The organism is Pseudomonas sp. D3-10 (genome assembly GCF_051132175.1).
Taxonomy (GTDB): domain Bacteria; phylum Pseudomonadota; class Gammaproteobacteria; order Pseudomonadales; family Pseudomonadaceae; genus Aquipseudomonas.
Genome location: NZ_CP071668.1, coordinates 4599761 through 4625389 on the forward strand (window position 1 = coordinate 4599761; position 25629 = coordinate 4625389).

At 61.3% G+C, this 25629-nt stretch carries 23 protein-coding genes; 9 read left to right on the plus strand and 14 right to left on the minus strand.

What is annotated here, in order from left to right; all coding sequences use genetic code 11:
• Nucleotides 1-89: 89 nt before the first annotated feature.
• The 7 genes from J3P90_RS20760 to ffh all read right to left on the minus strand — a co-directional run bounded on the left by J3P90_RS20760 (nucleotide 90) and on the right by ffh (nucleotide 5578).
• Nucleotides 90-821: a DsbC family protein gene (locus J3P90_RS20760; RefSeq protein WP_420764182.1), complete on the minus strand. Its 732-nt coding sequence runs from the start codon at nucleotides 819-821 to the stop codon at nucleotides 90-92.
• A 161-nt stretch (nucleotides 822-982) separates the two neighbouring features.
• The gene (gene xerD, locus J3P90_RS20765) at nucleotides 983-1879 is read right to left on the minus strand and encodes a site-specific tyrosine recombinase XerD (protein WP_420764181.1); all 897 of its coding nucleotides are present in this window, start codon (nucleotides 1877-1879) and stop codon (nucleotides 983-985) included.
• A gap of 126 nt (nucleotides 1880-2005) precedes the next feature.
• Nucleotides 2006-2356 (minus strand): 50S ribosomal protein L19, encoded by a 351-nt coding sequence (rplS, locus tag J3P90_RS20770; RefSeq protein WP_003175895.1) that lies wholly within the window; start codon nucleotides 2354-2356, stop codon nucleotides 2006-2008.
• 45 nt (nucleotides 2357-2401) lie between these two features.
• Nucleotides 2402-3175: a tRNA (guanosine(37)-N1)-methyltransferase TrmD gene (trmD, locus tag J3P90_RS20775; protein WP_434675318.1), complete on the minus strand. Its 774-nt coding sequence runs from the start codon at nucleotides 3173-3175 to the stop codon at nucleotides 2402-2404.
• Nucleotides 3157-3693, minus strand: a complete 537-nt coding sequence (gene rimM / locus J3P90_RS20780; protein WP_420764180.1) for a ribosome maturation factor RimM — start codon at nucleotides 3691-3693, stop codon at nucleotides 3157-3159. The genes trmD and rimM overlap by 19 nt, the downstream gene beginning before the upstream one ends.
• Nucleotides 3694-3698: 5 nt before the next feature.
• Nucleotides 3699-3950 carry a 30S ribosomal protein S16 gene (gene rpsP, locus J3P90_RS20785; protein WP_003198088.1) on the minus strand — a complete coding sequence of 84 codons (252 nt, stop codon included), beginning with the start codon at nucleotides 3948-3950 and terminating at the stop codon, nucleotides 3699-3701.
• Between the two features lie 251 nt (nucleotides 3951-4201).
• Complete coding sequence (gene ffh, locus J3P90_RS20790; RefSeq protein WP_413794151.1) at nucleotides 4202-5578, minus strand: signal recognition particle protein; 1377 nt, start codon at nucleotides 5576-5578, stop codon at nucleotides 4202-4204.
• Between the two features lie 206 nt (nucleotides 5579-5784).
• On the opposite strand from ffh, the gene J3P90_RS20795 reads away from it, so the two are divergent.
• From J3P90_RS20795 to cmoB, 8 genes are all read left to right on the plus strand, one after another.
• Nucleotides 5785-6597: a cytochrome C assembly family protein gene (locus tag J3P90_RS20795; RefSeq protein WP_434562471.1), complete on the plus strand. Its 813-nt coding sequence runs from the start codon at nucleotides 5785-5787 to the stop codon at nucleotides 6595-6597.
• Between the two features lie 12 nt (nucleotides 6598-6609).
• Entirely contained in the window at nucleotides 6610-7848 is a 1239-nt protein-coding gene (locus tag J3P90_RS20800; protein ID WP_434562469.1) for a CNNM domain-containing protein, read from the plus strand.
• A gap of 303 nt (nucleotides 7849-8151) precedes the next feature.
• Nucleotides 8152-9465 (plus strand): MFS transporter, encoded by a 1314-nt coding sequence (locus J3P90_RS20805; RefSeq protein ID WP_434562467.1) that lies wholly within the window; start codon nucleotides 8152-8154, stop codon nucleotides 9463-9465.
• A gap of 150 nt (nucleotides 9466-9615) precedes the next feature.
• The gene (gene lon, locus J3P90_RS20810) at nucleotides 9616-12030 is read left to right on the plus strand and encodes an endopeptidase La (RefSeq protein WP_420764176.1); all 2415 of its coding nucleotides are present in this window, start codon (nucleotides 9616-9618) and stop codon (nucleotides 12028-12030) included.
• Nucleotides 12031-12236: 206 nt separating this feature from the next.
• Complete coding sequence (locus J3P90_RS20815; protein ID WP_434650073.1) at nucleotides 12237-12629, plus strand: protease inhibitor I42 family protein; 393 nt, start codon at nucleotides 12237-12239, stop codon at nucleotides 12627-12629.
• A gap of 2 nt (nucleotides 12630-12631) precedes the next feature.
• Nucleotides 12632-13267: a lysoplasmalogenase gene (locus J3P90_RS20820; protein ID WP_434676595.1), complete on the plus strand. Its 636-nt coding sequence runs from the start codon at nucleotides 12632-12634 to the stop codon at nucleotides 13265-13267.
• 59 nt (nucleotides 13268-13326) lie between these two features.
• Nucleotides 13327-14070, plus strand: a complete 744-nt coding sequence (gene cmoA / locus J3P90_RS20825) for a carboxy-S-adenosyl-L-methionine synthase CmoA (protein WP_434562463.1) — start codon at nucleotides 13327-13329, stop codon at nucleotides 14068-14070.
• Nucleotides 14067-15023, plus strand: a complete 957-nt coding sequence (cmoB, locus tag J3P90_RS20830) for a tRNA 5-methoxyuridine(34)/uridine 5-oxyacetic acid(34) synthase CmoB (protein ID WP_420764172.1) — start codon at nucleotides 14067-14069, stop codon at nucleotides 15021-15023. The genes cmoA and cmoB overlap by 4 nt, the downstream gene beginning before the upstream one ends.
• Nucleotides 15024-15220: 197 nt before the next feature.
• Here cmoB and tadA read toward each other — a convergent pair whose 3' ends face one another.
• The 7 genes from tadA to treP form a co-directional block, all read right to left on the minus strand.
• A complete protein-coding gene (tadA, locus tag J3P90_RS20835) occupies nucleotides 15221-15718 on the minus strand; it encodes a tRNA adenosine(34) deaminase TadA (protein ID WP_420764171.1) in 498 nt (165 codons plus the stop codon).
• Complete coding sequence (locus J3P90_RS20840; protein ID WP_420764170.1) at nucleotides 15718-17094, minus strand: multicopper oxidase family protein; 1377 nt, start codon at nucleotides 17092-17094, stop codon at nucleotides 15718-15720. The genes tadA and J3P90_RS20840 overlap by 1 nt, the downstream gene beginning before the upstream one ends.
• A gap of 165 nt (nucleotides 17095-17259) precedes the next feature.
• The gene (locus J3P90_RS20845) at nucleotides 17260-17547 is read right to left on the minus strand and encodes a PTS transporter subunit EIIB (RefSeq protein WP_434609741.1); all 288 of its coding nucleotides are present in this window, start codon (nucleotides 17545-17547) and stop codon (nucleotides 17260-17262) included.
• 2 nt (nucleotides 17548-17549) lie between these two features.
• Nucleotides 17550-20084, minus strand: coding sequence for a phosphoenolpyruvate--protein phosphotransferase (gene ptsP, locus J3P90_RS20850; RefSeq protein WP_434675319.1), 2535 nt, complete (start codon nucleotides 20082-20084; stop codon nucleotides 17550-17552).
• A 71-nt stretch (nucleotides 20085-20155) separates the two neighbouring features.
• The gene (locus J3P90_RS20855) at nucleotides 20156-21379 is read right to left on the minus strand and encodes a maltoporin (protein ID WP_434675320.1); all 1224 of its coding nucleotides are present in this window, start codon (nucleotides 21377-21379) and stop codon (nucleotides 20156-20158) included.
• A gap of 143 nt (nucleotides 21380-21522) precedes the next feature.
• Complete coding sequence (gene treC / locus J3P90_RS20860) at nucleotides 21523-23169, minus strand: alpha,alpha-phosphotrehalase (RefSeq protein ID WP_434609735.1); 1647 nt, start codon at nucleotides 23167-23169, stop codon at nucleotides 21523-21525.
• A gap of 62 nt (nucleotides 23170-23231) precedes the next feature.
• Nucleotides 23232-24674, minus strand: a complete 1443-nt coding sequence (gene treP, locus J3P90_RS20865) for a PTS system trehalose-specific EIIBC component (RefSeq protein ID WP_434609733.1) — start codon at nucleotides 24672-24674, stop codon at nucleotides 23232-23234.
• Nucleotides 24675-24908: 234 nt separating this feature from the next.
• On the opposite strand from treP, the gene treR reads away from it, so the two are divergent.
• Nucleotides 24909-25613, plus strand: coding sequence for a trehalose operon repressor (gene treR / locus J3P90_RS20870; protein WP_434609731.1), 705 nt, complete (start codon nucleotides 24909-24911; stop codon nucleotides 25611-25613).
• Nucleotides 25614-25629 lie beyond the last annotated feature (16 nt).

Here is a 25629-nt window from a genome sequence, read left to right on the forward strand (position 1 = left end):
ATACAGCCGCGCAGCAACGCGACTTTGTGTTTAACGGCCCGACGAACGTTTTCGCCGAGCCGTGATCTTCAAAAGCGGATCGACGCAGGTCATTTTGCGTCCAAAGCCAGTTTGGCGACTTGCGGCGCCGGCTGATAGCCCGGAATCACCTGGCCGTCTGCCAAAACGATGGCCGGCGTACCGTTGACGCCGATGGACTGGCCGAGGGCGAACTGCTTGGAAACCGGATTCTCGCACTTGGCGGACTTGATCTCCTTGCCATCGACCATCTTGTCCATGGCCGCTTTTTTGTCCTTGGAACACCAGACCGCTTGCAACTGCTCGTCACCCGGCGAGCCCAGGCCCTGGCGCGGGAACGCTACATAACGCACTTCGATGCCGCGCTTGTTGAGCTCGGGCACTTCAGCGTGCAGCTTGTGGCAATAAGGACAGGTGGTGTCGGTGAACACGGTGATGTGCGACTTGGTTTCGCCGACTGCTGGATAGACCACGGTTTCGGCGACCGGGATGCCGTTGATCAACTTCGAAATGCCCTGGCGTTCGGTGATCTCGGTGAGATTGACCGGCTTGCCGTCCTTGAGCGTGAACAGGTTGCCCTGGACGATGTACTGGCCGTCGGCGCTGGCGTACAGCACGCGGCTGCCCTTGAGCTTGACTTCATAGAGCCCGGACATGGGACTGGCAGAGATGGCTTCGATCGGCACTTCGAGCTCGAGGTTGGCCAGGCTCTTGCGGATAGCCTGGTCAGCCGCGTCGTCGGCGATGGCAAAGGTGCTGGCCAACGCAATGGCGGCGGCGGTGAACATCTGGATCAAACGCATGAGGACTCCTGAGGCGAACAAATGGGACGGGAACCAACGACCCGCAGATTCGGGTTCCAGCCGCCCACCGTGCAAACCGGGAAAGCCTACCACATAAGGCTGGCGTGGCCGAATGCCGGTGATGCAAGGCAATGGCGAGCGCTTATCTGTGGGGTCCTTCTTCAGCCGCGGGGATGATGCTTGGCGTGCAGGTCCTGCAACCGCGCCCGAGCCACGTGGGTGTAGATCTGGGTGGTGGACAGGTCGCTATGTCCCAGCAACATCTGTACTACCCGCAGATCAGCGCCATGATTGAGCAGGTGCGTGGCGAAGGCATGGCGCAAGGTGTGGGGGGACAGCGATTTATTGATTCCCGCCACCTTGGCCTGGTGCTTGATGCGGTGCCAGAAAGTCTGGCGGGTCATCTGCTCGCCGCGCAGGCTCGGAAACAGCACATCGCTGGGACGCCCACCCAGCAGGTCATGACGCGCATCGCGCATGTAGCGCTCGACCCAGACGATCGCTTCCTCGCCCATGGGCACCAGGCGTTCCTTGCTGCCCTTGCCCATCACCCGCAGCACGCCCTGGCGCAGGTTCACTTGCTCAAGTGTCAGGCTGATCAGTTCGGTGACCCGCAAACCACAGGCGTACAGCACTTCCAGCATCGCTCGGTCGCGCTGGCCGATGGGGTCACTGAGGTCGGGGGCCGCCAGCAATGCTTCCACGTCCGCTTCCGACAGGGATTTTGGCAGCGGACGGCCCAGTTGCGGCATTTCCACGCGCAAGGTCGGGTCCACCGCAATCACTTTTTCCCTCAGCAAATAGCGATAGAAGCCACGCAACCCGGAAAGAAATCTGGCGGTAGAGCGGGGTTTATAGTTCTGCTCCAAACGCCACGCCAGATGGTCGAGGATCAATTCCCTTCCGGCGTTGATCAATTCCAGGTTCTGTTCCTGCAACCAGCCATTGAACAAGGCCAGGTCGCTGCGATAGGCGCCGCGGGTGTTATCGGAGAGCCCCTTCTCCAGCCACAGGGCGTCGAGGAACTGGTCTATCAGTGGATGGTCGATGGCTGGCATAAAGACTCATGAGCTAGCGAAGGCTGCGTCGAATAAAAAACGACGAGTGAAGAGTGCTCAAAGCACAAATCGCAGGCAACAAAAAAGCAGCCCGCAGGCTGCTTTTTTTTGCATCGGAAGCTGGACTTAAGCCAGTTTTTCCTTGATGCGAGCTGCTTTACCCGACAGGTCACGCAGGTAGTACAGCTTGGCTTTACGCACGTCACCGCGACGCTTCACAGCCATGCTGTCGATTTGCGGGCTGTAGGTCTGGAAAGTACGCTCTACGCCAACACCGTTGGAGATTTTACGAACGGTGAATGCACTGTTTACGCCGCGGTTACGCTTGGCGATAACAACGCCTTCGAACGCTTGCAGACGCGAACGGTCGCCTTCCTTCACTTTCACCTGAACGACAATGGTGTCGCCTGGGGCAAAGGTAGGGATCTCTTTGGTCATCTGCTCTGCTTCGAGTGCAAGGATGATTTTGTTAGTCATGCTGTGCTCCTAAGGCAAGTCAACGGACTTACCATCGATACGTTGTTAACTATCGTCCCGCTCGCGGATGTATTCCTCGAGCAGCTTCTTCTCTTCTCCAGAAAGCGAGCGGCTTTCCAGAAGATCGGCGCGTCGTTCATAGGTCCGACCAAGGGACTGCTGTAAACGCCAACGCCGGATGTGCGCGTGGTTGCCACTTAGCAACACGTCGGGAACACGCTGATCCGCATACACCTCCGGTCGGGTGTAGTGCGGGCAATCCAGCAGACCATCCGTAAAGGAATCTTCCTCGGCGGAATCCGCATGCCCTAAAGCTCCGGGCAGCAGTCGTGTAACCGCATCGATCAGGACCATCGCCGGCAGCTCGCCGCCAGACAGTACATAGTCGCCAATCGACCACTCTTCATCGACATGAGCTTCAATGAAACGCTCGTCAATGCCTTCATAACGGCCGGCAATCAGGATCAATGCATCCGAATTCGCCAGCTCGCGTACCGCCGACTGAGTCAGCTGACGGCCTTGGGGCGACAGGTAGATCACCTTCGCACCCTCCCCGGCTGCCGTCCTGGCCTGAACCAGCGCATCTTCCAGGGGCTTGATCTTCATCACCATGCCCGGACCACCGCCAAACGGGCGATCGTCCACAGTGTGATGCCGATCCGTGGTGTAGTCTCGCGGATTCCAACAGGTGAGCTGCAACAGCTCCTGTTTCACCGCGCGGCTGGTTATGCCGTATTCGCTGATGGCGGAAAACATCTCGGGAAACAGCGTGATGACTTCAACGCGCAAATTAGCCACGCTTAGAAATCCGCATCCCATTCCACCTTCATCTCGCCTGCTTCAAGGTCGACTGCCAACACGCATTGCTCCGTATAGGGCAACAGGCGTTCGCGATCATCCAGGCTGCCGACGCAAGGCTTGACCACCATGACATCGTTCGAACCGGTCTCGAGCAGATGATCGATCTTCCCGAGCAATTGCCCGAGGTGGTCGATGACCTTCAGACCCACCAGCTGGTACCAGTAGTACTCGCCGTCGGTCAGTTCAGGGAACAGGTTGCGCGGCACGCAGATCTCATAACCGGCCAGAAGACGCGCTTCTTCACGATCATCGAGACCCTTGAGCTTCGCGACCAGGAACTTGTCGTTCCCGCGTCCGCTGACCAGCTCCACCTGTTTCACGCTACCTTCGCGCTTGAGCGTCCAGGTTTTGTAGTCCAACAGGTTCTTGATCGGATCAGTAAAGGAATACACCTTCACTTCGCCGCGAACGCCATGTACAGAGTAGATCTTGCCGACAACGATCAAATCACCGGCATCTTTTGGCGTCGCGTTCATATTGCTCAGGCCGCGGCCTTAGCCGATTCCTTCAACAACTGAGCAACACGCTCAGAAGGCTGTGCACCAACGCTCAGCCAGTAGGCTACGCGCTCTTGGTTCACGGACAGACGAACTTCCTGACCACGGGCAACAGGGTTGAAGAAACCAACCTGTTCCTTGTGGGAACCGTCACGCGGGTTGCGGCTGTCGGTTACGGTCAGGTGGTAAAACGGGCGCTTTTTGGAGCCGCCAAGGGCAAGACGGATTGTTAGCATGTGAACATCGTTCCTGTAGTCGGTGCTGCAAATCTAAATGCACAGCGGGCATAGGTGCCCGAAAGGCCGCATATTCTAAGGAATATCCGGACTTTTGCAAATGACTTTTTCCGGCGCCTGGCGCGGTGCAATCAAGATTTGCCATAGAGCCGTCATGAAAAACGGCGGGTCAGCTCCCGCGTAGCGCGGGTTTGCTGGAAATCCCCGCTTCCGTGCGGGGCAACGCCGACATGACAGCCGGCGCAGATTCTTTACATTTTCGGCATGCCGCCGCCGGGCAACATACCGCCCATGCCGCGCATCATCTTGGCCATCCCGCCCTTGGCGGAGAATTTCTTCATCATCTTCTGCATCTGCTTGTGCTGCTTGATCAAGCGTCCGATGTCCTGCACCTGGGTGCCGGAACCCATGGCGATACGACGCTTGCGCGAACCGCTGATCAGCTCAGGGTCGCGGCGCTCGGCCGGGGTCATGGAGTTGATGATGGCTTCCATCTGTTTGAACTGCTTTTCAGCCGCGCCCTGGGCATTGCCCATCTGCGCCAGGTTCACGCCGCCGATGTTCGGCAGTTTGTCCATGAGGCCGCCGAGGCCGCCCATGTTCTTCATTTGTTGCAGCTGGTCGCGGAAGTCTTCGAGGTCGAAGCCCTTGCCCTTCTTCAGCTTCTTGGCCAGTTTGTCGGCCTTGTCCTTGTCGAGGGTCTGTTCGGCCTGCTCGATCAGGCTGAGCACATCGCCCATGCCGAGGATGCGCGAAGCGATACGCTCAGGGTGGAACGGCTCGAGCGCTTCGCTCTTCTCGCCCATGCCGATGAACTTGATGGGCTTACCGGTGATGGCGCGTACCGACAGCGCGGCACCGCCACGGGCGTCGCCGTCGACCTTGGTCAGGATCACGCCGGTCAGCGGCAGTGCGTCACCGAACGCCTTGGCGGTGTTGGCCGCGTCCTGGCCGGTCATGGCATCGACCACGAAGAGCGTTTCCACAGGGTTGATCGCGGCATGCAGCGCCTTGATCTCACCCATCATCTCTTCATCGATGTGCAGGCGACCGGCGGTGTCGACGATGACCACGTCGATGAATTTGAGCTTCGCTTCCTTTATAGCCGCCTGGGCGATGTCCACCGGCTTCTGGCTCAGATCGGACGGAAAGAACGTCACGCCGATATCGCTGGCCAGGGTTTCCAGCTGCTTGATTGCCGCCGGACGGTAGATGTCCGCCGACACCACCATCACCGACTTCTTCTTGCGCTCCTTAAGGAAGCGCGCCAGCTTGCCGGCGGTGGTGGTCTTGCCCGCGCCTTGCAGACCGGCCATCAGCACCACCGCTGGCGGCACGGCGCTGAGGTTCAGGTCTTCGTTGGCGGCGCCCATCAGGCTTTCGAGCTCGGCCTGGACGATCTTCACGAACGCCTGGCCCGGGGTCAGACTGCGGGACACTTCGGTGCCGACGGCGCGTTCCTTCACCGAATTGACGAAGTCCTTCACCACCGGCAGGGCAACGTCGGCTTCGAGCAACGCCATGCGCACTTCGCGCAAGGTGTCTTTGATGTTGTCTTCGGTCAGTTTCGCCTTGCCGGTGACATGGCGCAGCGTCTGCGAGAGACGGTCGGTTAGGTTTTCAAACATGCGCGATCCTTTCAGGCCCAGATAAGACCGGGATAATGGCGGCCCAGACCGTGAAATATGTGCTCGGCGAGCCTGCGGCGTGGGCAGGTCGCGGATTATAGCGAAGAAGCGTGCGACGTACACCTCGCCGTCGGTTGCGGCGGTCTTTCGTGCGGTAGGGGTTCTATGCCAAACTCAGCGCCTTTCGGGCCTGCCTAACAGGATTTATGCTCCCCTTGTCACCCAGCTTGCTTGCAACCCTCGCCGCCGCTTGTCTTTATGCCGCTGCGACCTTCTATCAGGGCACCCGTCTGGCCTCCGGCGCCAAGGCGAACAAGCGCCTGCTGGTCACGCTCGGCGTGCTGGCGGTGCTCGGCCATGCGGTCAGCCTGTTCACCCACCTGATGACGCCGATCGGCCTGGGCCTGGACTTTTTCAACGCCGCCAGCCTGATCGCCATGGCCGTGATCGCGCTGACGCTGCTGGCCTGCTCGCGCATCCCCGTGGAAAACCTGCTGGTGCTGCTGTTCCCCCTCGGGCTGGCCACGGTGCTGCTGGCGCAATTCGCGCCCTCGGGCACCGTGCAGATCATCGACGAGGAACCGGGCATCCTGGCGCATATCCTGTTGTCGATCCTCGCCTACGGCCTGTTCACCATCGCGGTGTTCCAGGCACTGCTCCTGCTGTTGCAGGACCACCAGCTCAAGCACAAGCACCCCTCCGGTCTGATCCGCAATTTCCCGCCCCTGCAAACCATGGAAAGCCTGCTGTTCGGTTTCCTCTGGGCCGGCTGGACCCTGCTCTCGCTGTCGTTGATCTCCGGCTGGCTGTTCGTCGAAAACCTGTTCGCCCAGCATCTGGTGCACAAGACTCTGCTGGCGTGCCTGGCGTGGGTCGTTTTCAGCGTGCTGCTGTGGGGTCGCAACCGCCTCGGCTGGCGTGGCCACAAAGCCATTCGTTGGACCCTGGCGGGATTCTGCCTGCTGATGCTGGCCTACTTCGGCAGCAAGCTGGTCCGCGAATACATCCTGCATGTCTGACGGACGACGCTGATGGATAGGCTGCCCTTGGGGCCATTGTTTGCGGTAATGGTCGTGCTGATCCTGTGGTCAGCCCTGTTCACGGCCATCGAAGCCGCCCAACAGTATCTGCTCGCCCAACGCAGGGCCTCGCGCTCCGGCGACAAGCCATTGGCGAAGCTCAGCTTTCCCTTGGCCAGCCTGATCCTGTGCAACACCCTCTGTCGCGCCCTCGCCGTGGTCATCGGCACGTGGCTGGCTATTTTCACCTGGCTGGAAAACGGTCCCTGGCTGGCCTGGCTCGGCACCAGCGTGGCCCTGCTGGTTTTCGCCGACTACCTGCCACGCACGCTCGCCACCCGTCATCCCGATGCGGTGCTGGCCCTGGGCAACGGTTTGCTGGGCGTGCCGTTGAAAATCGTTTATCCGGTGGCCTGGCTGCTCAATGGCCTCAGCCAGTTGCTGCTGCGCCCTTTTGCCCGCAAGGCTGGCGCGGTCCAGCAAAGCGACGACGAGCCCCCCGCGACGCCGCGTGCCGAGGAACAGGAACAGACCAGCGGTCGGGTGCATCCGGTTTCCGGTATCCATGCGCTGGACAACATCACCGTCAACGACATCCTCGTCCCTCGCAGCGAGGTGGACGGGATCAATCTCGACGACCCCATCGGCGACATCATCGAGCAGTTGCGCCTGAATCGGCGAACCCGCCTGCCCGTGTTCCACAGCGATATCAACCAGGTCGAAGCAGTCCTCAATACCCGCCAGGTTCGCCATCTACTGGCGGATGCGAGCCTGACCAAGGAAGCACTGCTGGCAGCCTGCCACGAACCGTATTTCGTTCCCGAGAGCACCCCCCTGCAGCTGCAGTTGCTCAACTTCCACAAGCAGCAACGCCGCTTGGGCATGGTGGTGGACGAATATGGCGAAGTCATGGGCATCGTGACCCTGGAGGACATCCTGGAGGAGATTGTCGGCGAGTTCGAAAGCGAGCACAGCCTCGACAATCCCCACGTTCATCCCCAACCCGACGGCCGCTTGATGATCGATGGCGCCGCGTCGATCCGCGAGCTGAACAAGACCCTCGGTTGGCATTTGCCCTGCGACGGCCCCAAGACGCTCAATGGCTTGGTGACCGAAGCACTGGAAACCATCCCGGAAAGCCCGGTGTGCCTGAAGATCGGCCGCTACCGCCTGGAAATCATCGAGACCGTCGACAACCGCGTCAGCCAGGTGCTGGTGTGGCATAACAGTTCGGTGCCGGTAGTTCTCTAATCACCGCACCGTGGCGAGGGAGCTTGCTCCCTCGCTACAAAAGCTCAGCGCATGTTCCAAATTGTGTGCGGGCTCACTTGTTGATTCGTTAGCCTCCTTCCTATACTCAACCCGCTTACCCAGCCCCGCCCGAACCTCGTGCCTACCCTGCACCCAGACGGTTCCGGGCCGTTCACCGGTTCTATTCGCTTCAGCCCTGCGACTGTTCCTACCCGAAACAGCGACAGCGCCCACCCCACATCCCTGGGTGTTTGACCATAATAATTCGCTCCAACGGAGCATATGACTGTCAGGGACAACCGCATGACAACCACTACCTGCAACGAAGCAGTGCCTGTCGAGCCGACCAACTCCGCCACCCGCGTGGCGACCGCGAGCTTCATCGGCACCGCCATCGAGTTCTATGATTTCTACGTCTATGCCACCGCCGCGGCCCTGGTCATCGGACCGGTATTCTTTCCGCAGACCTCAGGCACGGCACAGATGCTGTCGTCCTTTCTGACCTTCGGTATCGCGTTTCTCGCCCGCCCCCTGGGCTCGGCGCTGTTCGGCCACTTCGGCGACCGCATCGGGCGCAAGTCGACACTCGTGGCCTCGCTGCTGCTGATGGGCGTGTGTACCACGCTCATCGGCGTGCTGCCTGGCTACGCCAGCATTGGCGCCTGGGCCCCGATTCTCTTGTGCCTTTTGCGTTTCGGCCAAGGGTTGGGGCTTGGCGGCGAATGGGGCGGCGCGGCCTTGCTGGCCACCGAGAACGCCCCGAAAGGCAAGCGCGCCTGGTTCGGCATGTTCCCGCAACTGGGCCCCTCTATCGGTTTCCTGGCGGCCAACGGATTGTTCCTTACCCTTGCCATGACCCTGGATGACGAGCAGTTCCGCTCATGGGGCTGGCGGATTCCGTTCTTGCTCAGCGCCGTATTGGTGATCGTCGGCCTCTATGTACGTCTCAAGCTCCACGAGACGCCGGTGTTCGCCAACGCCATGGCCCGCCAGGAACGGGTGAAAATCCCGCTGGTGGAGTTGTTCAGCCAGTACTGGGCGCCGACACTGCTTGGCGCGGCCGCGATGGTGGTGTGTTACGCCCTGTTCTACATCTCCACGGTATTTTCCTTGAGCTATGGCGTCGCGACCCTGGGCTATAGCCGCGAGACCTTCCTCGGCCTGCTGTGCTTTGCAGTGTTGTTCATGGCCGCCGCCACGCCGCTGTCGGCCTGGGCAAGCGACCGGTTTGGCCGCAAGCCGGTGCTCATCACCGGCGGCCTGCTGGCGGTGGCCTCGGGCTTCCTCATGGAGCCCCTACTGACTCAAGGCTCCACGGGAAGCGTGGCGCTGTTCCTGTGCATCGAGCTGTTCCTGATGGGCGTGACCTTCGCGCCCATGGGCGCGTTGCTGCCGGAGCTGTTTCCTACGCATGTGCGCTACACCGGCGCGTCGGCGGCCTACAACCTGGGTGGCATTGTCGGCGCTTCTGCGGCACCGTTCTTCGCGCAGAAGCTGGTGGCGATGGGCGGCCTGAGCTACGTCGGCGGTTACGTATCCGCTGCCGCGGTGCTCAGCGTGATCGCGGTGCTGTGCCTGAAGGAAACACGCCATAACGACCTGAACCGCGTAGGCTGAAACGCGTGGCGAGGGGGGCATCCCCTCGCCACGCCAACCTGTCGCCCACCTGAATACCCATCAATGAAATAACCGCTGACAATTGCCCGCCATTGAAACAACCCCCTGCCCGCCCCATCTAAGGTCCATACCCCATTGCGCAGGTGCCCCATGAGCGACCAGCACTCTACTGAAGCGAATAACGAATACACAGAATCCGAGCACATCGAACACACCGTTTCCGGCACCGGCCTGGCCCTGCCCGGCCAGAGCCTGCCGGACAAGGTCTACATCATTCCTATCCACAACCGCCCGTTCTTCCCGGCCCAGGTGCTGCCGGTCATCGTCAACGAAGAGCCGTGGGCCGAAACCCTGGAACTGGTGGCCAAGTCCGAACATCATTCCCTGGCGCTGTTCTTCATGGACTCACCCCAGGAAGACCCGCGCCATTTCGACACTTCGAAGCTGCCGCTCTACGGCACGCTGGTGAAGGTCCACCACGCCAGCCGTGAAGCCGGCAAATTGCAGTTCGTTGCCCAGGGCCTGACCCGCGTGCGCATCCGCACCTGGCTCAAGCACCACCGCCCACCGTACCTGGTGGAAGTCGAATACCCGCACCAGCCGAGCGAGCCGACCGACGAGGTCAAGGCCTATGGCATGGCGCTGATCAACGCGATCAAGGAGCTGCTGCCGCTCAACCCGCTGTATAGCGAAGAGCTGAAAAACTACCTCAACCGCTTCAGCCCCAACGACCCGTCGCCGCTGACCGATTTCGCCGCCGCGCTCACCTCCGCCACCGGCAGCGAATTGCAGGAAGTACTCGATTGCGTGCCGATGCTCAAGCGCATGGAAAAAGTCCTGCCGATGCTGCGCAAGGAAGTCGAGGTCGCGCGGTTGCAGAAAGAAATTTCCGCCGAGGTCAACAGCAAGATCGGCGAACATCAGCGCCAGTTCTTCCTCAAGGAACAACTCAAGGTCATCCAGCAGGAGCTGGGTCTGACCAAGGACGACCGCAGCGCAGACCTGGAACAGTTCGAACAGCGCCTTGAAGGCAAGGTATTACCGGCCCAGGCCGAGAAGCGCATCGAAGAGGAAATGAACAAACTCTCGATCCTGGAAACCGGCTCACCGGAGTACGCCGTCACACGCAATTACCTGGACTGGGCAACATCGGTGCCTTGGGGCGTGTATGGCCAGGACAAGCTCGATCTCAAGCATGCGCGCAAGATTCTCGACCAGCACCACGCCGGGCTGGGCGACATCAAGGAGCGCATCCTGGAATTCCTCGCCGTGGGCGCCTACAAGGGTGAGATCAGCGGTTCCATTGTGTTGCTGGTGGGCCCGCCCGGCGTGGGCAAGACCAGCGTCGGTAAATCCATTGCCGAATCCCTCGGGCGGCCGTTCTATCGCTTCAGCGTCGGCGGCATGCGCGACGAAGCCGAAATCAAGGGTCACCGGCGCACCTACATCGGGGCCCAGCCGGGCAAGCTGGTGCAGGCGCTCAAGGACGTCGAAGTGATGAACCCGGTGATCATGCTCGACGAAATCGACAAGATGGGCCAGAGCTACCAGGGCGACCCAGCGTCCGCGCTGCTGGAAACTCTCGACCCCGAGCAGAATGTCGAATTCCTCGATCATTACCTGGACATGCGCCTGGACCTGTCGAAAGTGCTCTTTGTGTGCACCGCCAACACCCTCGACTCGATCCCCGGCCCGCTGCTGGACCGCATGGAAGTCATTCGCCTGTCGGGCTACATCACCGAAGAGAAGGTTGCCATCGCCAAGCGTCACTTGTGGCCCAAGCAACTGGCCAAGGCCGGCGTGTCCAAGGGCAGCCTCAGCATCAACGATAGCGCCCTGAAGGCCCTGATCGACGGCTACGCCCGTGAAGCCGGGGTACGCCAGTTGGAGAAACAACTGGGCAAACTGGTGCGCAAGGCCGTGATGAAACTGATCGAAGATCCAAAAGCCGTGATCAAGCTCGGGCCCAAGGATCTCGAAGCCTCCCTGGGCAAACCGGTATTTCGCAACGAGCAGGTGCTGTCTGGCGTCGGGGTCATCACCGGCCTGGCCTGGACCAGCATGGGCGGCGCCACGTTGCCGATCGAGGCAACGCGGATCCACACTCTCAATCGCGGCTTCAAGCTCACCGGGCAACTGGGCGAGGTGATGAAGGAGTCTGCGGAGATAGCCCACAGCTACGTCAGCTCCCACCTGAAGCAATTCGGTGGCGATCCGAAGTTCTTTGACGAGGCCTTCGTGCACCTGCACGTACCGGAAGGCGCCACGCCCAAGGACGGCCCGAGTGCCGGCGTGACCATGGCCAGCGCCTTGCTGTCCCTTGCGCGCAACCAGCCGGCGAAGAAAGGCGTGGCCATGACTGGCGAATTGACACTTACCGGCCACGTCCTGCCGATTGGCGGCGTACGCGAAAAGGTCATCGCGGCGCGCCGGCAGAAAATCAATGAGTTGATCCTGCCGGAAGCCAACCGTGGCAACTTCGAGGAGCTGCCGGACTATCTGAAGGAAGGCGTCACGGTGCACTTTGCCAAGCGGTTTGCGGACGTGGTGAAGGTGTTGTTCTGATCGTTCTGCAGTGACTGCATTGGCCTCATCGCTAGCAGGCCCGCTCCCCCGGGGATTTGTGGTGTTCACGGTATGTGATTCGCAACGAACCCTTGTAGGAGCGAGCCTGCTCGCGAAGGCGTCATTTGCACCAGCACATGTCCAGCTGACACACCCAGTAGCATCTTCGGTTATGCTCGCCGTTCGTCGTGAATGCCGGAGCCCTTATGTCCCTCACCCGCCTGCTTGTCCCCGTCAGCCTCGCCTTGCTGAGCGCCTGCGCCACACAGCCGAAACACAATGTGACGGTGGAAAAACAGAGCCAATGCCCGGTGCAGCTCAAAAACGGGCAGAACCTGATCCTGAGTTTGCCGAGCAATCCCACCACCGGCTATCGCTGGAGCATCCAGGATTCGGCCGGCGGTGTTCTCAAAGGCCTCGGCCCCGAGGTTTACCGTAACCCGGAAGACGCCGGCATCGTCGGCGCCGCCGGTGTCTCGACTTGGCGCTTCCAGGCGTTCGACGCCGGCACCGGGCGCTTGCGCCTGACTTATCAACAGCCATGGGCACCCGAAGTGCCACCCGTGGAAACGTTTGACTGCGCTATTTCGGTGAAATGACTGTGGGTTGGCTGATCCTCGCGCTGATGGGTGCGGCCACCTTTCTATATGGCCTGAGCGTGCATGCCACGTTGCTGTGCCTGCTGGTCAAGCCGATGCCGGTGCTGGCCCTGCTGGGCTGGCTGCACGACGCGCCGCCGGGCGAATACCGACGCTGGATAAGCCTGGGCCTGATATTTTCAGTGGTGGGCGACGTATTGCTGGCCTGGCCAGGAGATTTGTTTGTATTGGGGCTCGGCGCTTTTTTGTTGGCGCACCTGGCCTATTTGAAAGCCTACCTCAGTGACTGCCGCCGCCCGGCGCTCATGCCGTTGACGATTGCCTTGTGCATTGGCGCCTTGCTGTTGGGAATATTGGTGTCGAACGGCCTCGGGCCGCTGCTGGTGCCGGTGGTCGTCTATGGCTTGGTCATCAGCGCTATGCTCTGGAGGGCCCTGGCGCGCTTGGGGACCGAGGTGCCGAAACGCTCGGCCCTGCTCGCAGCCGTTGGAGCGCTGGGGTTTGTCTTTTCCGACAGCCTGATCGGGATCAACCGGTTCGTGGCGCCGTTCCATGCCGCGCCCTACCTGATCATCATCAGTTACTGGCTGGGACAGTGGGGCATCACCGCATCGGCGTTCCCCCGAAAGCCGCACTAAAGCAGCATTTTTCTGGTTAAAATGCCGGCCTTTTCAACACCCCAGCCGCTGGAACCGCCGTGAGCAAAGAGCCCGATCGCCTATTCGCCCAACCCTTGGCCCAGGTGCCCGACTTCGCCTTCAATGAAGACGTGGTGCGGGTGTTCCCGGACATGATCAAGCGGTCAGTGCCAGGCTACCCGACCATTGTCGAGAACCTCGGCGTGCTCGCGGCGCAATTTGCCCAGCCCAACAGCGTGCTTTATGACCTGGGCTCCTCCCTCGGAGCCGTGACCCAGGCATTGCGCCGCCACGTGCGCACCGAGGGTTGCCGGGTGATTGCGGTGGATAACTCTTCGGCCATGGTCGAGCGCTGCCGCGAATACCTCAACGGCCAGGACTCGATGTTCCAAGAGCTGCTGCCGGTGGAAGTGATCGAAGGTGACATCCTGGCCCTGACGTTTCAACCGGCCTCGGTGGTGGCGTTGAACTTCACCCTGCAATTCATCGCGCCGGACCAGCGCACCGCGCTATTGGGCCGCATTCGCCAATCGTTGCTACCCGGCGGCGCCCTGATCCTTTCGGAGAAGCTGCGCTTCAACGATGCCGAGGAACACGCGTTGCTCACCGAGCTGCACGTGGCGTTCAAGCGCGCCAACGGCTACAGCGAACTGGAAATCGCCCAGAAACGCAGCGCCATCGAAAACGTCATGAAACCCGACAGCCTCGAAGAGCACCGCGAGCGCCTGCTGGCCGCCGGGTTCTCGAAAGTCGTGCCGTGGTTCCAGTGTCTTAACTTTGCCTCGTTGATTGCCCTGCCATGATCGATCTGTCTCCCCTCGCCCGCCATCTGGCCGGCACACCTCTGGCCGACTGGGCCGCGACGTTGCAAACGCAGCTCGACGTCAAGATGGAAAAGGGCCACGGCGACCTGGAGCGTTGGCAAAGCGCCCTCGATGCGCTGCCGCTCTTGCAGCCCACCACGGTGGATTTGCTGAATGGGCTGACGCTGGACGCCGATTGCTCCGACGAAACCCGCGCCCAAATGCGTACCGCGTTGATGGGCCTTTCGCCTTGGCGCAAAGGTCCGTTCAATCTGTTTGGCGTGCATGTGGATACCGAATGGCGCTCGGATTGGAAATGGTCGCGCGTCGCCCCGCATCTGGATCTCAAGGGCAAGCGGATCCTCGACGTTGGTTGCGGCAACGGATACTACATGTGGCGCATGCTGGGCGCCGGAGCCGACACGGTGATCGGCGTCGACCCGAACTGGCTGTTCTTTTGCCAATTCCAGGCGGTACAGCGCTACCTGTCCCAGCCCAACGCCTGGCACCTGCCGTTCCCCTTCGAGGCCCTGCCGCCAGAGCTCGAAGGCTTCGATACGGTGTTTTCCATGGGCGTGTTCTACCACCGCCGCTCGCCAATCGAGCATCTACTTGCTTTGAAGGATTGCCTGGTCAAGGGCGGCGAACTGGTGCTGGAAACCCTGGTGATCGAGGGCGACGAGCATCAAGTGCTGGTGCCCGAAGATCGCTACGCGCAGATGCGCAACGTGTGGTTCCTGCCATCGGTTCCGGCCTTGGAGCGCTGGCTGCGTCGCGCCGGGTTCAGCGACGTGCGCTGCGTGGACGTGAGCCTGACGACCGTGGAGGAACAGCGCGGCACCGAATGGATGAAGTATCAATCCCTAAGTGACTTCCTCGACCCCGCCGACCACAGCAAAACCGTCGAAGGGCTGCCAGCGCCGATGCGGGCGGTGATTGTGGCGCGCAAATAAATCGCCCGAGCCCCCTGTGGGAGAGCAACCTACTCACTTAAGGGCTGCCAATCATTGTGGCGAGGGAGCTTGCTCCCGTTCGGCTGCGCAGCAGTCGTAAAAGCTGCCAACCGTTTTTCCTGATGCACTGTGTTGAACGGTTTGGGGCTGCTGCGCAGCCCAGCGGGAGCAAGCTCCCTCGCCACAAGGGTATGTGTTCAACCTTGCGATTTGGCTCTTCGTGTCTTGAAGAACTCACTCAGCACCGTGCTGCACTCCTCAGCCAGCACCCCGCCCTCGAACAGTACCCGATGGTTCAAGAACCCCTGGCTGAAAAACTGCCCCTGACTCTGCACGATTCCGGCCTTGGGCTCCAATGCGCCGTAGACGACCCGGGCGATGCGTGAATGCACGATCAGCCCGGCGCACATGCTGCACGGCTCCAACGTGACATAAAGGGTGCTACCCGGCAGGCGATAGTTGCTCACCGCCTGGGCGGCGGCACGGATGGCGACCATTTCGGCATGGGCGCTGGGGTCGTGGCCACTGATCGGGCAGTTGAAACCACGCCCGATGATTTCGCCATCCTGCACCAACACCGCGCCCACCGGCACTTCGCCCAAGGCGGCGCCCTGTGCGGCGAGGGCCAGGGCTTCGCGCATGAAATCCTGGTCACGGCTACGATCAATGATCTTGGCGGGACGAATCTGGCGCATCACGCCACCTCGATGGCGGCCATCAGGCCGGTTTCCATGTGGTCGATCACATGGCAGTGGAACATCCATACGCCCGGATTATCCGCCACCAACGCCACCTGCGCCCGCTCGTTCTTGCCCAGCAGGTAGGTGTCGGTGAAGTACGGGATGACCTTGTGCCGGTTCGACGCGATCACTTTGAAGCTCATGCCGTGCAGGTGGATCGGATGTTGGTACTGAGTCATGTTCTTCAATTCAAAAATGTAACTCTGGCCTTTTTTCAGCGTGGCGATCGGCCGGTCGGAACAGGTCTTGTCGGTGATGTCCCAGGCCTTGCCGTTGATCTGCCACAGGCTCGGCGGCTTGCCATTGTCGACATTGACCGACACCGAACCGACCCATTCGAAATTGAAGTTGAGCTTCTCGGCATTGGCCAGGTCCGGCTCAGCCACCGGGTTGGGCGGCAATGCCGGCGGCCATGGGGTCGGCGCCTCATTGTTTGGCACCGAACGCAAGGTCCCCAAGCGCACCGGGCCATTGCGCAGCGACAATTCTTCACCGGCCGGCGGGGCCTTGATCGCCAGGCAAATACGCATGCCTGGCCCCAGCCAGTATTCCTTGCCCAACGGACGCGGCTCGATGGGGTTGCCATCCAACGCATAGATCTGCGCCTCTACGCCTGGAATGTTGATGCGATAGGTAAGCGTGTTGTCGAGGTTGAGCAAACGCACCCGGGTAATCTGCCCTGCCGGCAGATCGATTACCGCCTGCGGCACGCCGTTGATGGTCGACAACCGTCCAGCCGTACCACCACGCGCAGCCTCGCGGGGAATGCTGAATTCGACGAACTGGCCCTGCTCGTCCACGTGCCAGCTCTTGAGGCTCAGGGTCTGTTCGAATTTGAAACCGGTGGGCTCGCGCTCTTCGACGATCAGCGGCCCCACCAGCCCGCGCCCGAGTTCTTCGCTGCTGTTGACGTGGGGGTGGTACCAATAGCTGCCGGCGTCCGGCACGCGGAATTTGTAGTCGAAGTACTCACCCGGCAGCACCGGCAGTTGCGAGACATAAGGTACGCCGTCCATCTCCAGCGGCAAACGGATACCGTGCCAGTGAATGGTCGTCGCGACCGGCAAATGGTTGATAAAGCGAACCCGCAACCACTCGCCCTGACGCACCCGCAACTCCGTCCCCGGCGCCGAGGGGCCAAACGCCCAGGCCTGGGTCTTGTGCCCGGCCACCAGCTCCACGTCCAAAGGCGCCGCGATCAGCTCGTAGTCGTGACCGGCCTCGGCATCGGCCATTTTCCCCAGCCAGTACCGCGACGCGCCTCCCGCCCCCACACCAACGACAACAAGACCGGCCAGGCCACCGAGTATTTGGCGACGGGTGAAAGACATGAACGCGACTACCTCTGGATCTGCGACGGACCGGTGGGCCCGCAAAAGGCGAATACGATACACCCGCAGATGAGAAACGGTAAGGAAACCAAGATGAAAAAAACGTGTGGGGGCTATCGACTAAGCTTTTCCGACAAGAGGATGAATCAAGCAGCCCCCGAGCAGTCAGCCTTGCAAGCCAGTGATCAGGTGCACCACGCCGTCGTCCAGCGCCATCACCCCCGTCACACCGGCGTCGCTCAACCCGGCCCGATCCATGCGCGCCACATCCCGCAGCTCCACCCGCAGCCGCGTCAAGGCCACGGGCTGATGAGACTTGAGGTTTTCCGCGCCACCCAATGCAGCGATGATGGCCGGTGCCAGCCCGTCCACCGTTGGCGGCTGCTTGGGTTCTTCCGGGACCAGGTCCGGGGTCAAGGCTTTCCAGAAGGCCTGTTGTAGTTTATCGAACATGTTCAATGCTCCATGGCCAGGGTGGCCGGATGGGCCCCGGATGAATGAGTACGCAGGAGGTCACGAACCTGCTCCGCGCTGTCCTGGCCCAAGGCCTGTTGAGCGAGCGTGCGGCAGTCCTTCAGATCCCATTCACGCACGCAGGCCTTAATCGCCGGAATCAGCGGCACACTGACCGATAATTCGTCCACGCCCAACCCCAACAAGAGCGGCACCGCCAGGGATTCCGAGGCCAGCGCGCCACATACGCCGACCCATTTGCCATGGGCGCGAGCGGCCTCGGTCGTACGGGCGATCAGGCGCAACACCGAGGGATTCAGGCTGTCGGCCTGGCTGGCCAGGCGAGGATGGTCACGGTCCATCGCCAGGGTGTATTGGGTCAGGTCGTTGGTGCCGATGGAAAAGAAATCCACTTCAGGGGCAAACAGATCGGCCATCAGCGCAGCAGCCGGCACTTCGATCATGATGCCCAGCTTCGGCGCGTGCTCGAGCCGCAACTGACGGACCTCTTCGTCCAGCATCTGCCGCGCCAGGCGCAGCTCCGCCAGTTGCGTAACCATGGGCAACATGATGTGCAGCCGCGCCAGCCGCGAACAGGCGAGAATGGCCCGGAATTGTTCACGCAACAACTGCGGTCGCTCCAGGCACAGGCGAATACCACGCATGCCCAGGAATGGATTGGCTTCATGAGCCATCGGCACATAAGCCAGCGGCTTGTCCCCACCCACGTCCAGGGTGCGAACCACCAGGTTGCGCTCAGGTCCGAGAACCCGGGCGACGGCGCTGTAGAGGGCGGCTTGCTCGTCGTGACCCGGTGGGTGCGCGCGATCCAGGTAGAGCAGTTCGGAGCGCAACAGTCCCACACCTTCGCCCCCTAGGGTCATGGCCTGCTCCACGTCCCGCAGCGACCCGACATTGGCACTGACCTCGATTCGATGACCGTCAAGGGTACGAGCCGCCAGGGCGGACTGTTCCAGGTCACGTTGATGTCGCTGGCGCTGCCGCTCACCCGCGGCCTGGCGCTGCTCGATCAGGGCCTGATCCGGGTTCACGTGCAACTCACCGCTATCAGCGTCCAGCAACACCCGGGTGCCGTTATCCAAGACCAACACGTCTTGCGCCACGCCACACAACGATGGCAAACCCAGCGCACGGGCCAGGATCGCGACATGGCTGGTGGCGCCGCCGCCCACGGTCACAAAACCGGCGATGCGTGAGGTGTCGAGGCTGGCGGTCTGGGAGGGCGTCAATTGCTCGGCCACCAGAATCGCCTGTTCGGGCAGGTTCCAGGCGTTGTCCTGCACGCCCAGGATCAGCTTGAGCACCCGTTGCCCGACGTCGGCCAGGTCCGTTGCGCGCTCGGCCAGTAAGGCACTGCCCAATTGCTGGAATAGCGCAGCACTCGCCTCGGTGGCGGTTTTCCAGGCGAACGCCGCGCTCTTGCCCGCGGCCATCAAGGCTTGGGCCTGCTCCAGCAAGGTGGGGTCTTCGAGCAACTCTTGATGGGCACGAAAAATCTGTGCCTGGACACTGCCCGCTGCCTCGTCCTGCAATGCTTTCAAGGCTTGCGTCGCCTGCTCCAGTGCTTGAACAAGGGCCGCCTGCTCGGCCTCGATGCCGACGCCCGCAGCCTCGATGTCCAACACCTGGGAGGCGATCTGGACCACTTCACCAAACGCCGAGCCGGGCGATGCGCAAACACCCCGCAGCCGGCCAGGCGTCGGTGGTTCGACGGCGATGATCGGTTCCAGCGTTAGCGGCGCTCGTACTGTTTCGCCGCACCCTGACAGCAGCAATTGCTCCAGCGCTTCGATGGCCTGCCCAGCCTGGGCACCGGCGGCGCTGATCTGCACACTGTCGCCCTTGGCCGTCTGCAACGCCATGATCGCCACCAGGGATTTGGCGTTGGCGCTGGCTTGCTGCTTATGGAGCTGAATATGCGCATCGAATCCCTTGGCCGCTTGGGCAAACGCCGCGGCGGGACGGGCATGCAGGCCGCTTTCATTGGGCACGACCAGCGGCCGGGAAAACAGCACCGTCCCCGGCTGCGCCTCATCGATCGCCCCTTGCTCACCCGGGCGCACCTGCAACAACGGCACGCCACTCTCGACGCAAGTAGCCTCGTCCACGAGCAGGCTGAAGGGTTCGCCACTGACCACCAGCATCAGCGTCAACAGACTGCGCGCGTGCAAGGCGATGTAGTCGGCATCGAAATCGATCAGCGGCTGACCGGCCTCGACCCGTTGCCCCATGGTCACCCGCGAGGTGAACCCCTTGCCCGCCAGGTTGACCGTGTCCAGGCCGATATGCATCAGCACCTGGACACCATTGTCAGCGGTGATACTCACCGCATGGGCGCTGTCCTGGAGCGTGCCGATGACACCGGACAGCGGAGCGCAAAGGGTTTGCGAGGTCGGATCGATACAAATGCCATCCCCCACCACACGGCTGGAGAAAACCGGATCCGGCACGTTGTCCAAAGGCATCAAGACCCCGGACAGCGGTGCGAGCAATTGCAAGGATTGCGTTGTGTTCATGACTTCACCTGCTGCTGTCTGTTCTTTTTCGCATCTCGGGCACGCAGATCAGCGACCCGCGCCTGCACGGGTCACTTCCACCAGTATTCGACCTGCAGGCCCACGTTGGAACCATGTCGCGCCCCACCAAACGCACCGGTGTCGGACAGCGCCGAACCGGCCGCCAGCTCATTGGCTGCTCGCTGGGCCGCCGCGTTCCAACTGGCGTAGGTGTAATAGAGCCGTATTTCCGGGCGCGCCCAGAATTCCGGGCCCTTGGGCGACCAGGTGGGAGCAAAGGTGAATTTGCTCAGCTTGCGTGTGCCATCGTTGGCCTGCACCTGGTCATGGCCCAGTTCGGCCACCAGCTTGAACTGATCGGTGATGGCGTACGCCGGGCGAACCCCCAGTGACAGCCAGTCCTGGTCGGTGCCGTCGGGGCGTATGTTCTTCTCGTACACCGCCTGCACCTGCCCGCCGAAACGCGGCGTGACCTGCCAATCGAAAAACTCCACCAGACGATAGCGCTTGTTGCTGTCGTCCAGCCCCGTGTCGCCGGTATAACCCAGCCCAGTTCCGGGCCCCTCGCCGTATTGCAAGGCCAATTTATTCTTGCCGCCCAGGAAGTCCTGCTGCACGTGCTGGGCGGTCAGGGCCCAACCGCGGTGGGCGTCGCGACGGTTCGCCCGATCGATGAAGCTCAGGCCAAATTCCAACTCGCCGCCAGGGTTGGTCCTGAAACCGGCGACGTTGAAGTCGTGCCGGTTGACCGGGTCTTTCTGGTAGAGGTTGTCCTTGCGCGAGAAGGCGTAACTGTATTTCAACCCGCCGATCAACACGTCCTCGATCCCGCCACCGGTGGCGCTCTGGTTCCAGTAGTAAAAATCCGAAATATGGATGTCGTTGCGTTTGTAATACCGCCGCCCGGCCCACAACGATCCGCCGTTCAGGCTGGGCATGTTCGACCATTGGGCATACATCTGCGGCATGCGCGCCGCGCCGTTTTCACCCTGGAAGGTCGGCGCGCGGTCGTAGCGGTTGTACAGCGAAGCCATGCCGTCCACGCTCAACACCGAGCCATCGTCGAGGGTGAACAAGTCCTGGCGCAGCTCCAACTCCCCGTACTGCTCGCACTCGTTGCCCAACCGATATTTAGTCTGCGCCCCAGGCAGTTGGAAACAGGATTGGGAACGGCCATTGGTCGCGCTGCCGACGCCACTGCGCAAATAACCGGAAAACTCCAGCGCCTGGACCGGGAACGGCAGCGCCAGGCAGATACAGGACGCGGCAAGGCCACGGTTTATTATTGTTTTCATACGCCTCTCCATTGTTTCTTATTGTTTTTTGCTCCGTGACTTCCCCCCTTGTTTGCCGTTTGGCCGACGACAAGGGGCTCACGATGCGTCTGGCGCAACGTGTTCGCTTTCAGGCATTGCCTGGGTCAGAGGAAGTTTTTTATTCAGTCGCTCAGGTGCAGCACGAACGACTCGTAGGGCCGCAGGCGCAGCCGTTGGTATCGGTGTTCACCCGCTTCGTAGTTGCCAATCACCCAGCGCTGTGTCGTCTCTTGGGTGAGGATCCCTTCGGGCAGCTCCACCTCGCAGTTGCCCCCATAAAAATGGCTGACCACCAGCAGACGCTCTCCCTGCCCTTCGCGCAGGTACACCCACACGTGCGGATGTTCGGGCAAAAGCAGGCGATAGACGCCGTCCTGGATCAAGGCTTCGCTGCGGCGCAGGGCGATCAGCTCGCGGTAGAAATGCAGCACCGAGGTCGCGTCTTCTCGTTGTTGCTCGACATTGATGAAAGCGGCGTTGGCAGGCACGCCAATCCAGGGTTCGACCCGACTGAAGCCCGCGTGCGGCCCGGCACTCCATTGCATCGGCGTGCGTCCGTTGTCTCGGGACTTCTGCATGATTGGCGCCATGGCCTCGGCTTCGGGAACTCCGGCGTTGCGCTTGAGGCGATAGATGTTCAGGGTTTCCACATCGCGGTATTGCTCGATGTGATCGAAATCCGGATTGGTCATGCCCAGCTCCTCGCCCTGGTACACGAACGGCGTGCCTTGGAGAAAATGCAACGCCGTGGCGAGCATCTTCGCCGAAGGCACGCGGTACTCACCGTCATCACCGAACCGCGACACCACCCGCGGCTGGTCATGGTTACACCAGAACAGCGCATTCCAACCGCCACCGGCCTGCATGCCGCTCTGCCAGTCGGACAGGATGCGTTTGAGCTCGAGAAAATCGAAGTCGGCCCGTACCCACTTTTGCAGGTTCGGATAATCCACCTTCAGGTGATGGAAATTGAAGGTCATCGACAGTTCCCGGGAGGCCGGGCACGAATAACGGACACAGTGCTCGAGGCTGGTGGACGACATCTCGCCAACATTGATCAGGTCGAAACCCTCGAAGACTTCCCGGTGCATTTCCTGCAAGTAGCGGTGAACGTTGGGACCGTCGGTATAGAAACGTCGACCGTCGGTGTGGTCGTCAGGAAAGTCGGCTGGCTTGGAGATCAGGTTGATCACATCGAGACGGAAGCCTCCCACGCCCTTGTCCCGCCAGAAACGCATCATCTTGAACACTTCGGCGCGGACCTGGGGGTTATCCCAGTTCAGGTCGGCCTGGGTATGGTCGAACAGGTGCAGGTAATATTGGCCGGTCTGGGCTTCGTACTCCCAGGCCGACCCACCGAACTTGGACTCCCAGGTGTTCGGCTGGTCCCGCCAGATATAGAAATCGCGGTACGGGTTATCGAGGCTGCTGCGGGCGGCCTGGAACCAGGGGTGCTCGATGGACGTGTGATTGACCACGATGTCGAGCATCAGCTTGATACCGCGCTTGCGCGCCTCGGCGATTAATAACTCGCAGTCGGCCATGGTGCCGTAGCTGGGGTCGATGGCGTAGTAGTCACTGATGTCGTACCCATTGTCCCGTTGCGGCGAACGCAGGAACGGCGTCAGCCACAGGTAGTCCACACCCAGCCAATGCAAATAGTCGAGCTTGTCCACCACCCCCAGCAAATCACCGGTGGCCTGGCCGCCATGGCTGTAGAAACTCTTGGGGTAGATCTGGTAGATCACCGAGCGTTGCCAGTCTTGCATGTGCAAATCCTTCAGTCTGTTTGGTACTGGCCTTGCGGGCCTCATCGTGCAAGCACCCGGTGTCAGGCCACCCGATACCCCGGCCGAACGATCTTCATGCTCAAGGCGCAGGTCAGGGCAAAGGGCACGCTCATGGCGATGACCATGCCGACCACGAACATCGGTATGTAGTCCGGCACGATGGAAATGAACCCCGGCAGGCCTCCCACGCCAATCGCCGAGGCCTTGATCTTGTTCAGCGACAGGAAAATGCAGCCCAGGGCCGAGCCGGCCAGGGCGCAATAGAAGGGAAATTTGTAGCGCAGGTTGACCCCGAACATCGCCGGTTCGGTGATGCCGAAATAAGCGGAAATCGCCGAGGTCGACGCCATGCTCTTGTCCCGCGCATTGCGGGTCATGTAGAACACTGCCAGCGCCGCGCTGCCCTGGGCCAGGTTGGACATGACGATCATCGGCCAGATGAAGGTGCCGCCCTGGGTCGAGATCAATTGCAGGTCCACCGCCAGGAACATGTGGTGCATGCCGGTCACCACCAGCGGCGCATAGAGCAGGCCGAAAATCGCCCCGCCAATCACCGGCGCCAGGTCGAACAGCGCCACCATGCCTTCGGTGATCAGGATGCCCAGGTGCCGGGTGACCGGACCGATGATGGCGAGGGCCAGCACCCCGGTGATCACAATGGTGGTAATGGGGATCACCAGCAATTGGATGGCGTTGGGCACCCTGGCCCGCAACCATCGCTCGATCACGCTCATGACATAGGCCGCCAACAGGATCGGGAGAATCTGGCCCTGGTAGCCGACTTTCTCGATCCGGAACCAGCCGAAGATATCGAAATACGGCAGGCTCTGGCCTTCCAGCCCCGCTACCGCCTTGCCGTAGTTCCAGGCGTTGAGCAGGTCTGGGTGGACAAGCATCAGACCCAGCACGATGCCGAGGATCTCACTGCCGCCGAAACGCTTGGCCGCCGACCAGCCCACCAAGGCCGGGAGAAAGACGAAGGAGGTATTGGCCATCAGGTTGATCAGGCTCCAGACGCCGTCCAGGTTCGGATAGGCATCGAGCAACGTTTGCCCGGCAATGAACATGCCCTTGGCGCCCAGCAGGTTGTTGACACCCATCAGCAGGCCGGCGATCACCAGGGCGGGCAGGATAGGCATGAACACATCGGACAGCACCCGCACCAGGCGCTGCATCCCGTTGCCCTTCTGCGCGCCCTGGCGCTTGACGTCGGCGATGGTCGCGGCGGCCAGGCCCGTCAGCTCGCGCAGGGCGGCGTAGACCTTTTCCACCTCGCCCGGGCCAATGACCACCTGGAACAGGCCACCGGTGAAAAACGAGCCCTTGACCAGGTCGATCTGGTTCAGCGTGGCACTGTCCACCCGCGCCGCGTCATTCAGGGACAGGCGCAGGCGCGTCACGCAATGGGCGGCCTGCTCGATATTGTCGACGCCACCCAAGCTGTGCAGCAGCTCGCTGGCGATTCTGGAGTAATCGTGGCTCATGCTTTTTTCTTCCGCGTCATTCTTGTTATTGAGAGTCGACAGCACGTGGAAGAGAAAGTACTCGTCTGTACGAGTTAAATCAACAACTCGTACAGACGAGTTATGTTTTTGTTTATGATGAGCCCAGAAACGTCCTACGCTCATGTCGTCAAACGGTGACAGCCGGATGGACAAATCCCCCACTTGGCCCGTAAGGTTCCGCCCCGGTGAACAGCGCGGTACAGAGCCCTCTCCATGAGCAAATACAACCAGATCTACAACGATCTGCTGACCAGCATTACCACCGAACGCCTGGAGCGAGGCGCCCGCCTGCCCTCCGAAACCGAACTGATGGACAGCTATCAGGCCAGTCGTGGCACGGTGCGCAAGGCCATCGAACAGCTCCAGGAGCGCGGCTTCGCCCAGAAGATCCATGGCAAGGGCACCTTCGTGCTATCGACCCAGCCGATCGAATTCCAGCTCGGCGGCATCGTCAGTTTCCAGGAGACCTACCCGCGCCTGGGCAACGATGTCAGTACCAAAGTGGTCGAGTTCAGTCAGTTACCCTTGGAAGGAGCGCTGCTCGAGCACATCAAGGCCCCCGTCGGCAGCCAGATCACCCGCATCAAGCGGGTCCGGCGAATCGACGGCAAGCGCGTGATCCTGGACATCAACCACTTCGTCAGCGACGTGATCCCCGGCCTGACCCGCGACATCGCCGTGCAGTCGATCTACGCCTTCATCGAACAGACCCTGCAACTGCAGATCGCCTACGCCCAGCGCACCATCGAAGCGGTCCGCTGCGGCAAGGACGACCAGCAACACCTGGACCTCGAAGGCCAGAGCCATGTCATCGTGGTGAGTAACCAGACCTTTCTCCAGGACGGTCGGCAGTTCGAGTACACCGAATCGCGGCATACGCTGGATAAGTTTTATTTTTCGGATGTGGCGCGGCGGTGAGGTCGGCGATGGCCGT

Coding starts and splice junctions, on each gene's coding strand:
- J3P90_RS20760 (WP_420764182.1), bottom strand. CDS start 821: ATGCGTTTGATCCAGATGTTCACCGCCGCCGCCATTGCGTTGGCCAGC.
- xerD (WP_420764181.1), bottom strand. CDS start 1,879: ATGCCAGCCATCGACCATCCACTGATAGACCAGTTCCTCGACGCCCTG.
- rplS (WP_003175895.1), bottom strand. CDS start 2,356: ATGACTAACAAAATCATCCTTGCACTCGAAGCAGAGCAGATGACCAAA.
- trmD (WP_434675318.1), bottom strand. CDS start 3,175: ATGGGATGCGGATTTCTAAGCGTGGCTAATTTGCGCGTTGAAGTCATC.
- rimM (WP_420764180.1), bottom strand. CDS start 3,693: ATGAACGCGACGCCAAAAGATGCCGGTGATTTGATCGTTGTCGGCAAG.
- rpsP (WP_003198088.1), bottom strand. CDS start 3,950: ATGCTAACAATCCGTCTTGCCCTTGGCGGCTCCAAAAAGCGCCCGTTT.
- ffh (WP_413794151.1), bottom strand. CDS start 5,578: ATGTTTGAAAACCTAACCGACCGTCTCTCGCAGACGCTGCGCCATGTC.
- J3P90_RS20795 (WP_434562471.1), top strand. CDS start 5,785: ATGCTCCCCTTGTCACCCAGCTTGCTTGCAACCCTCGCCGCCGCTTGT.
- J3P90_RS20800 (WP_434562469.1), top strand. CDS start 6,610: ATGGATAGGCTGCCCTTGGGGCCATTGTTTGCGGTAATGGTCGTGCTG.
- J3P90_RS20805 (WP_434562467.1), top strand. CDS start 8,152: ATGACAACCACTACCTGCAACGAAGCAGTGCCTGTCGAGCCGACCAAC.
- lon (WP_420764176.1), top strand. CDS start 9,616: ATGAGCGACCAGCACTCTACTGAAGCGAATAACGAATACACAGAATCC.
- J3P90_RS20815 (WP_434650073.1), top strand. CDS start 12,237: ATGTCCCTCACCCGCCTGCTTGTCCCCGTCAGCCTCGCCTTGCTGAGC.
- cmoB (WP_420764172.1), top strand. CDS start 14,067: ATGATCGATCTGTCTCCCCTCGCCCGCCATCTGGCCGGCACACCTCTG.
- tadA (WP_420764171.1), bottom strand. CDS start 15,718: ATGCGCCAGATTCGTCCCGCCAAGATCATTGATCGTAGCCGTGACCAG.
- J3P90_RS20840 (WP_420764170.1), bottom strand. CDS start 17,094: ATGTCTTTCACCCGTCGCCAAATACTCGGTGGCCTGGCCGGTCTTGTT.
- J3P90_RS20845 (WP_434609741.1), bottom strand. CDS start 17,547: ATGTTCGATAAACTACAACAGGCCTTCTGGAAAGCCTTGACCCCGGAC.
- ptsP (WP_434675319.1), bottom strand. CDS start 20,084: ATGAACACAACGCAATCCTTGCAATTGCTCGCACCGCTGTCCGGGGTC.
- J3P90_RS20855 (WP_434675320.1), bottom strand. CDS start 21,379: ATGAAAACAATAATAAACCGTGGCCTTGCCGCGTCCTGTATCTGCCTG.
- treC (WP_434609735.1), bottom strand. CDS start 23,169: ATGCAAGACTGGCAACGCTCGGTGATCTACCAGATCTACCCCAAGAGT.
- treP (WP_434609733.1), bottom strand. CDS start 24,674: ATGAGCCACGATTACTCCAGAATCGCCAGCGAGCTGCTGCACAGCTTG.
- treR (WP_434609731.1), top strand. CDS start 24,909: ATGAGCAAATACAACCAGATCTACAACGATCTGCTGACCAGCATTACC.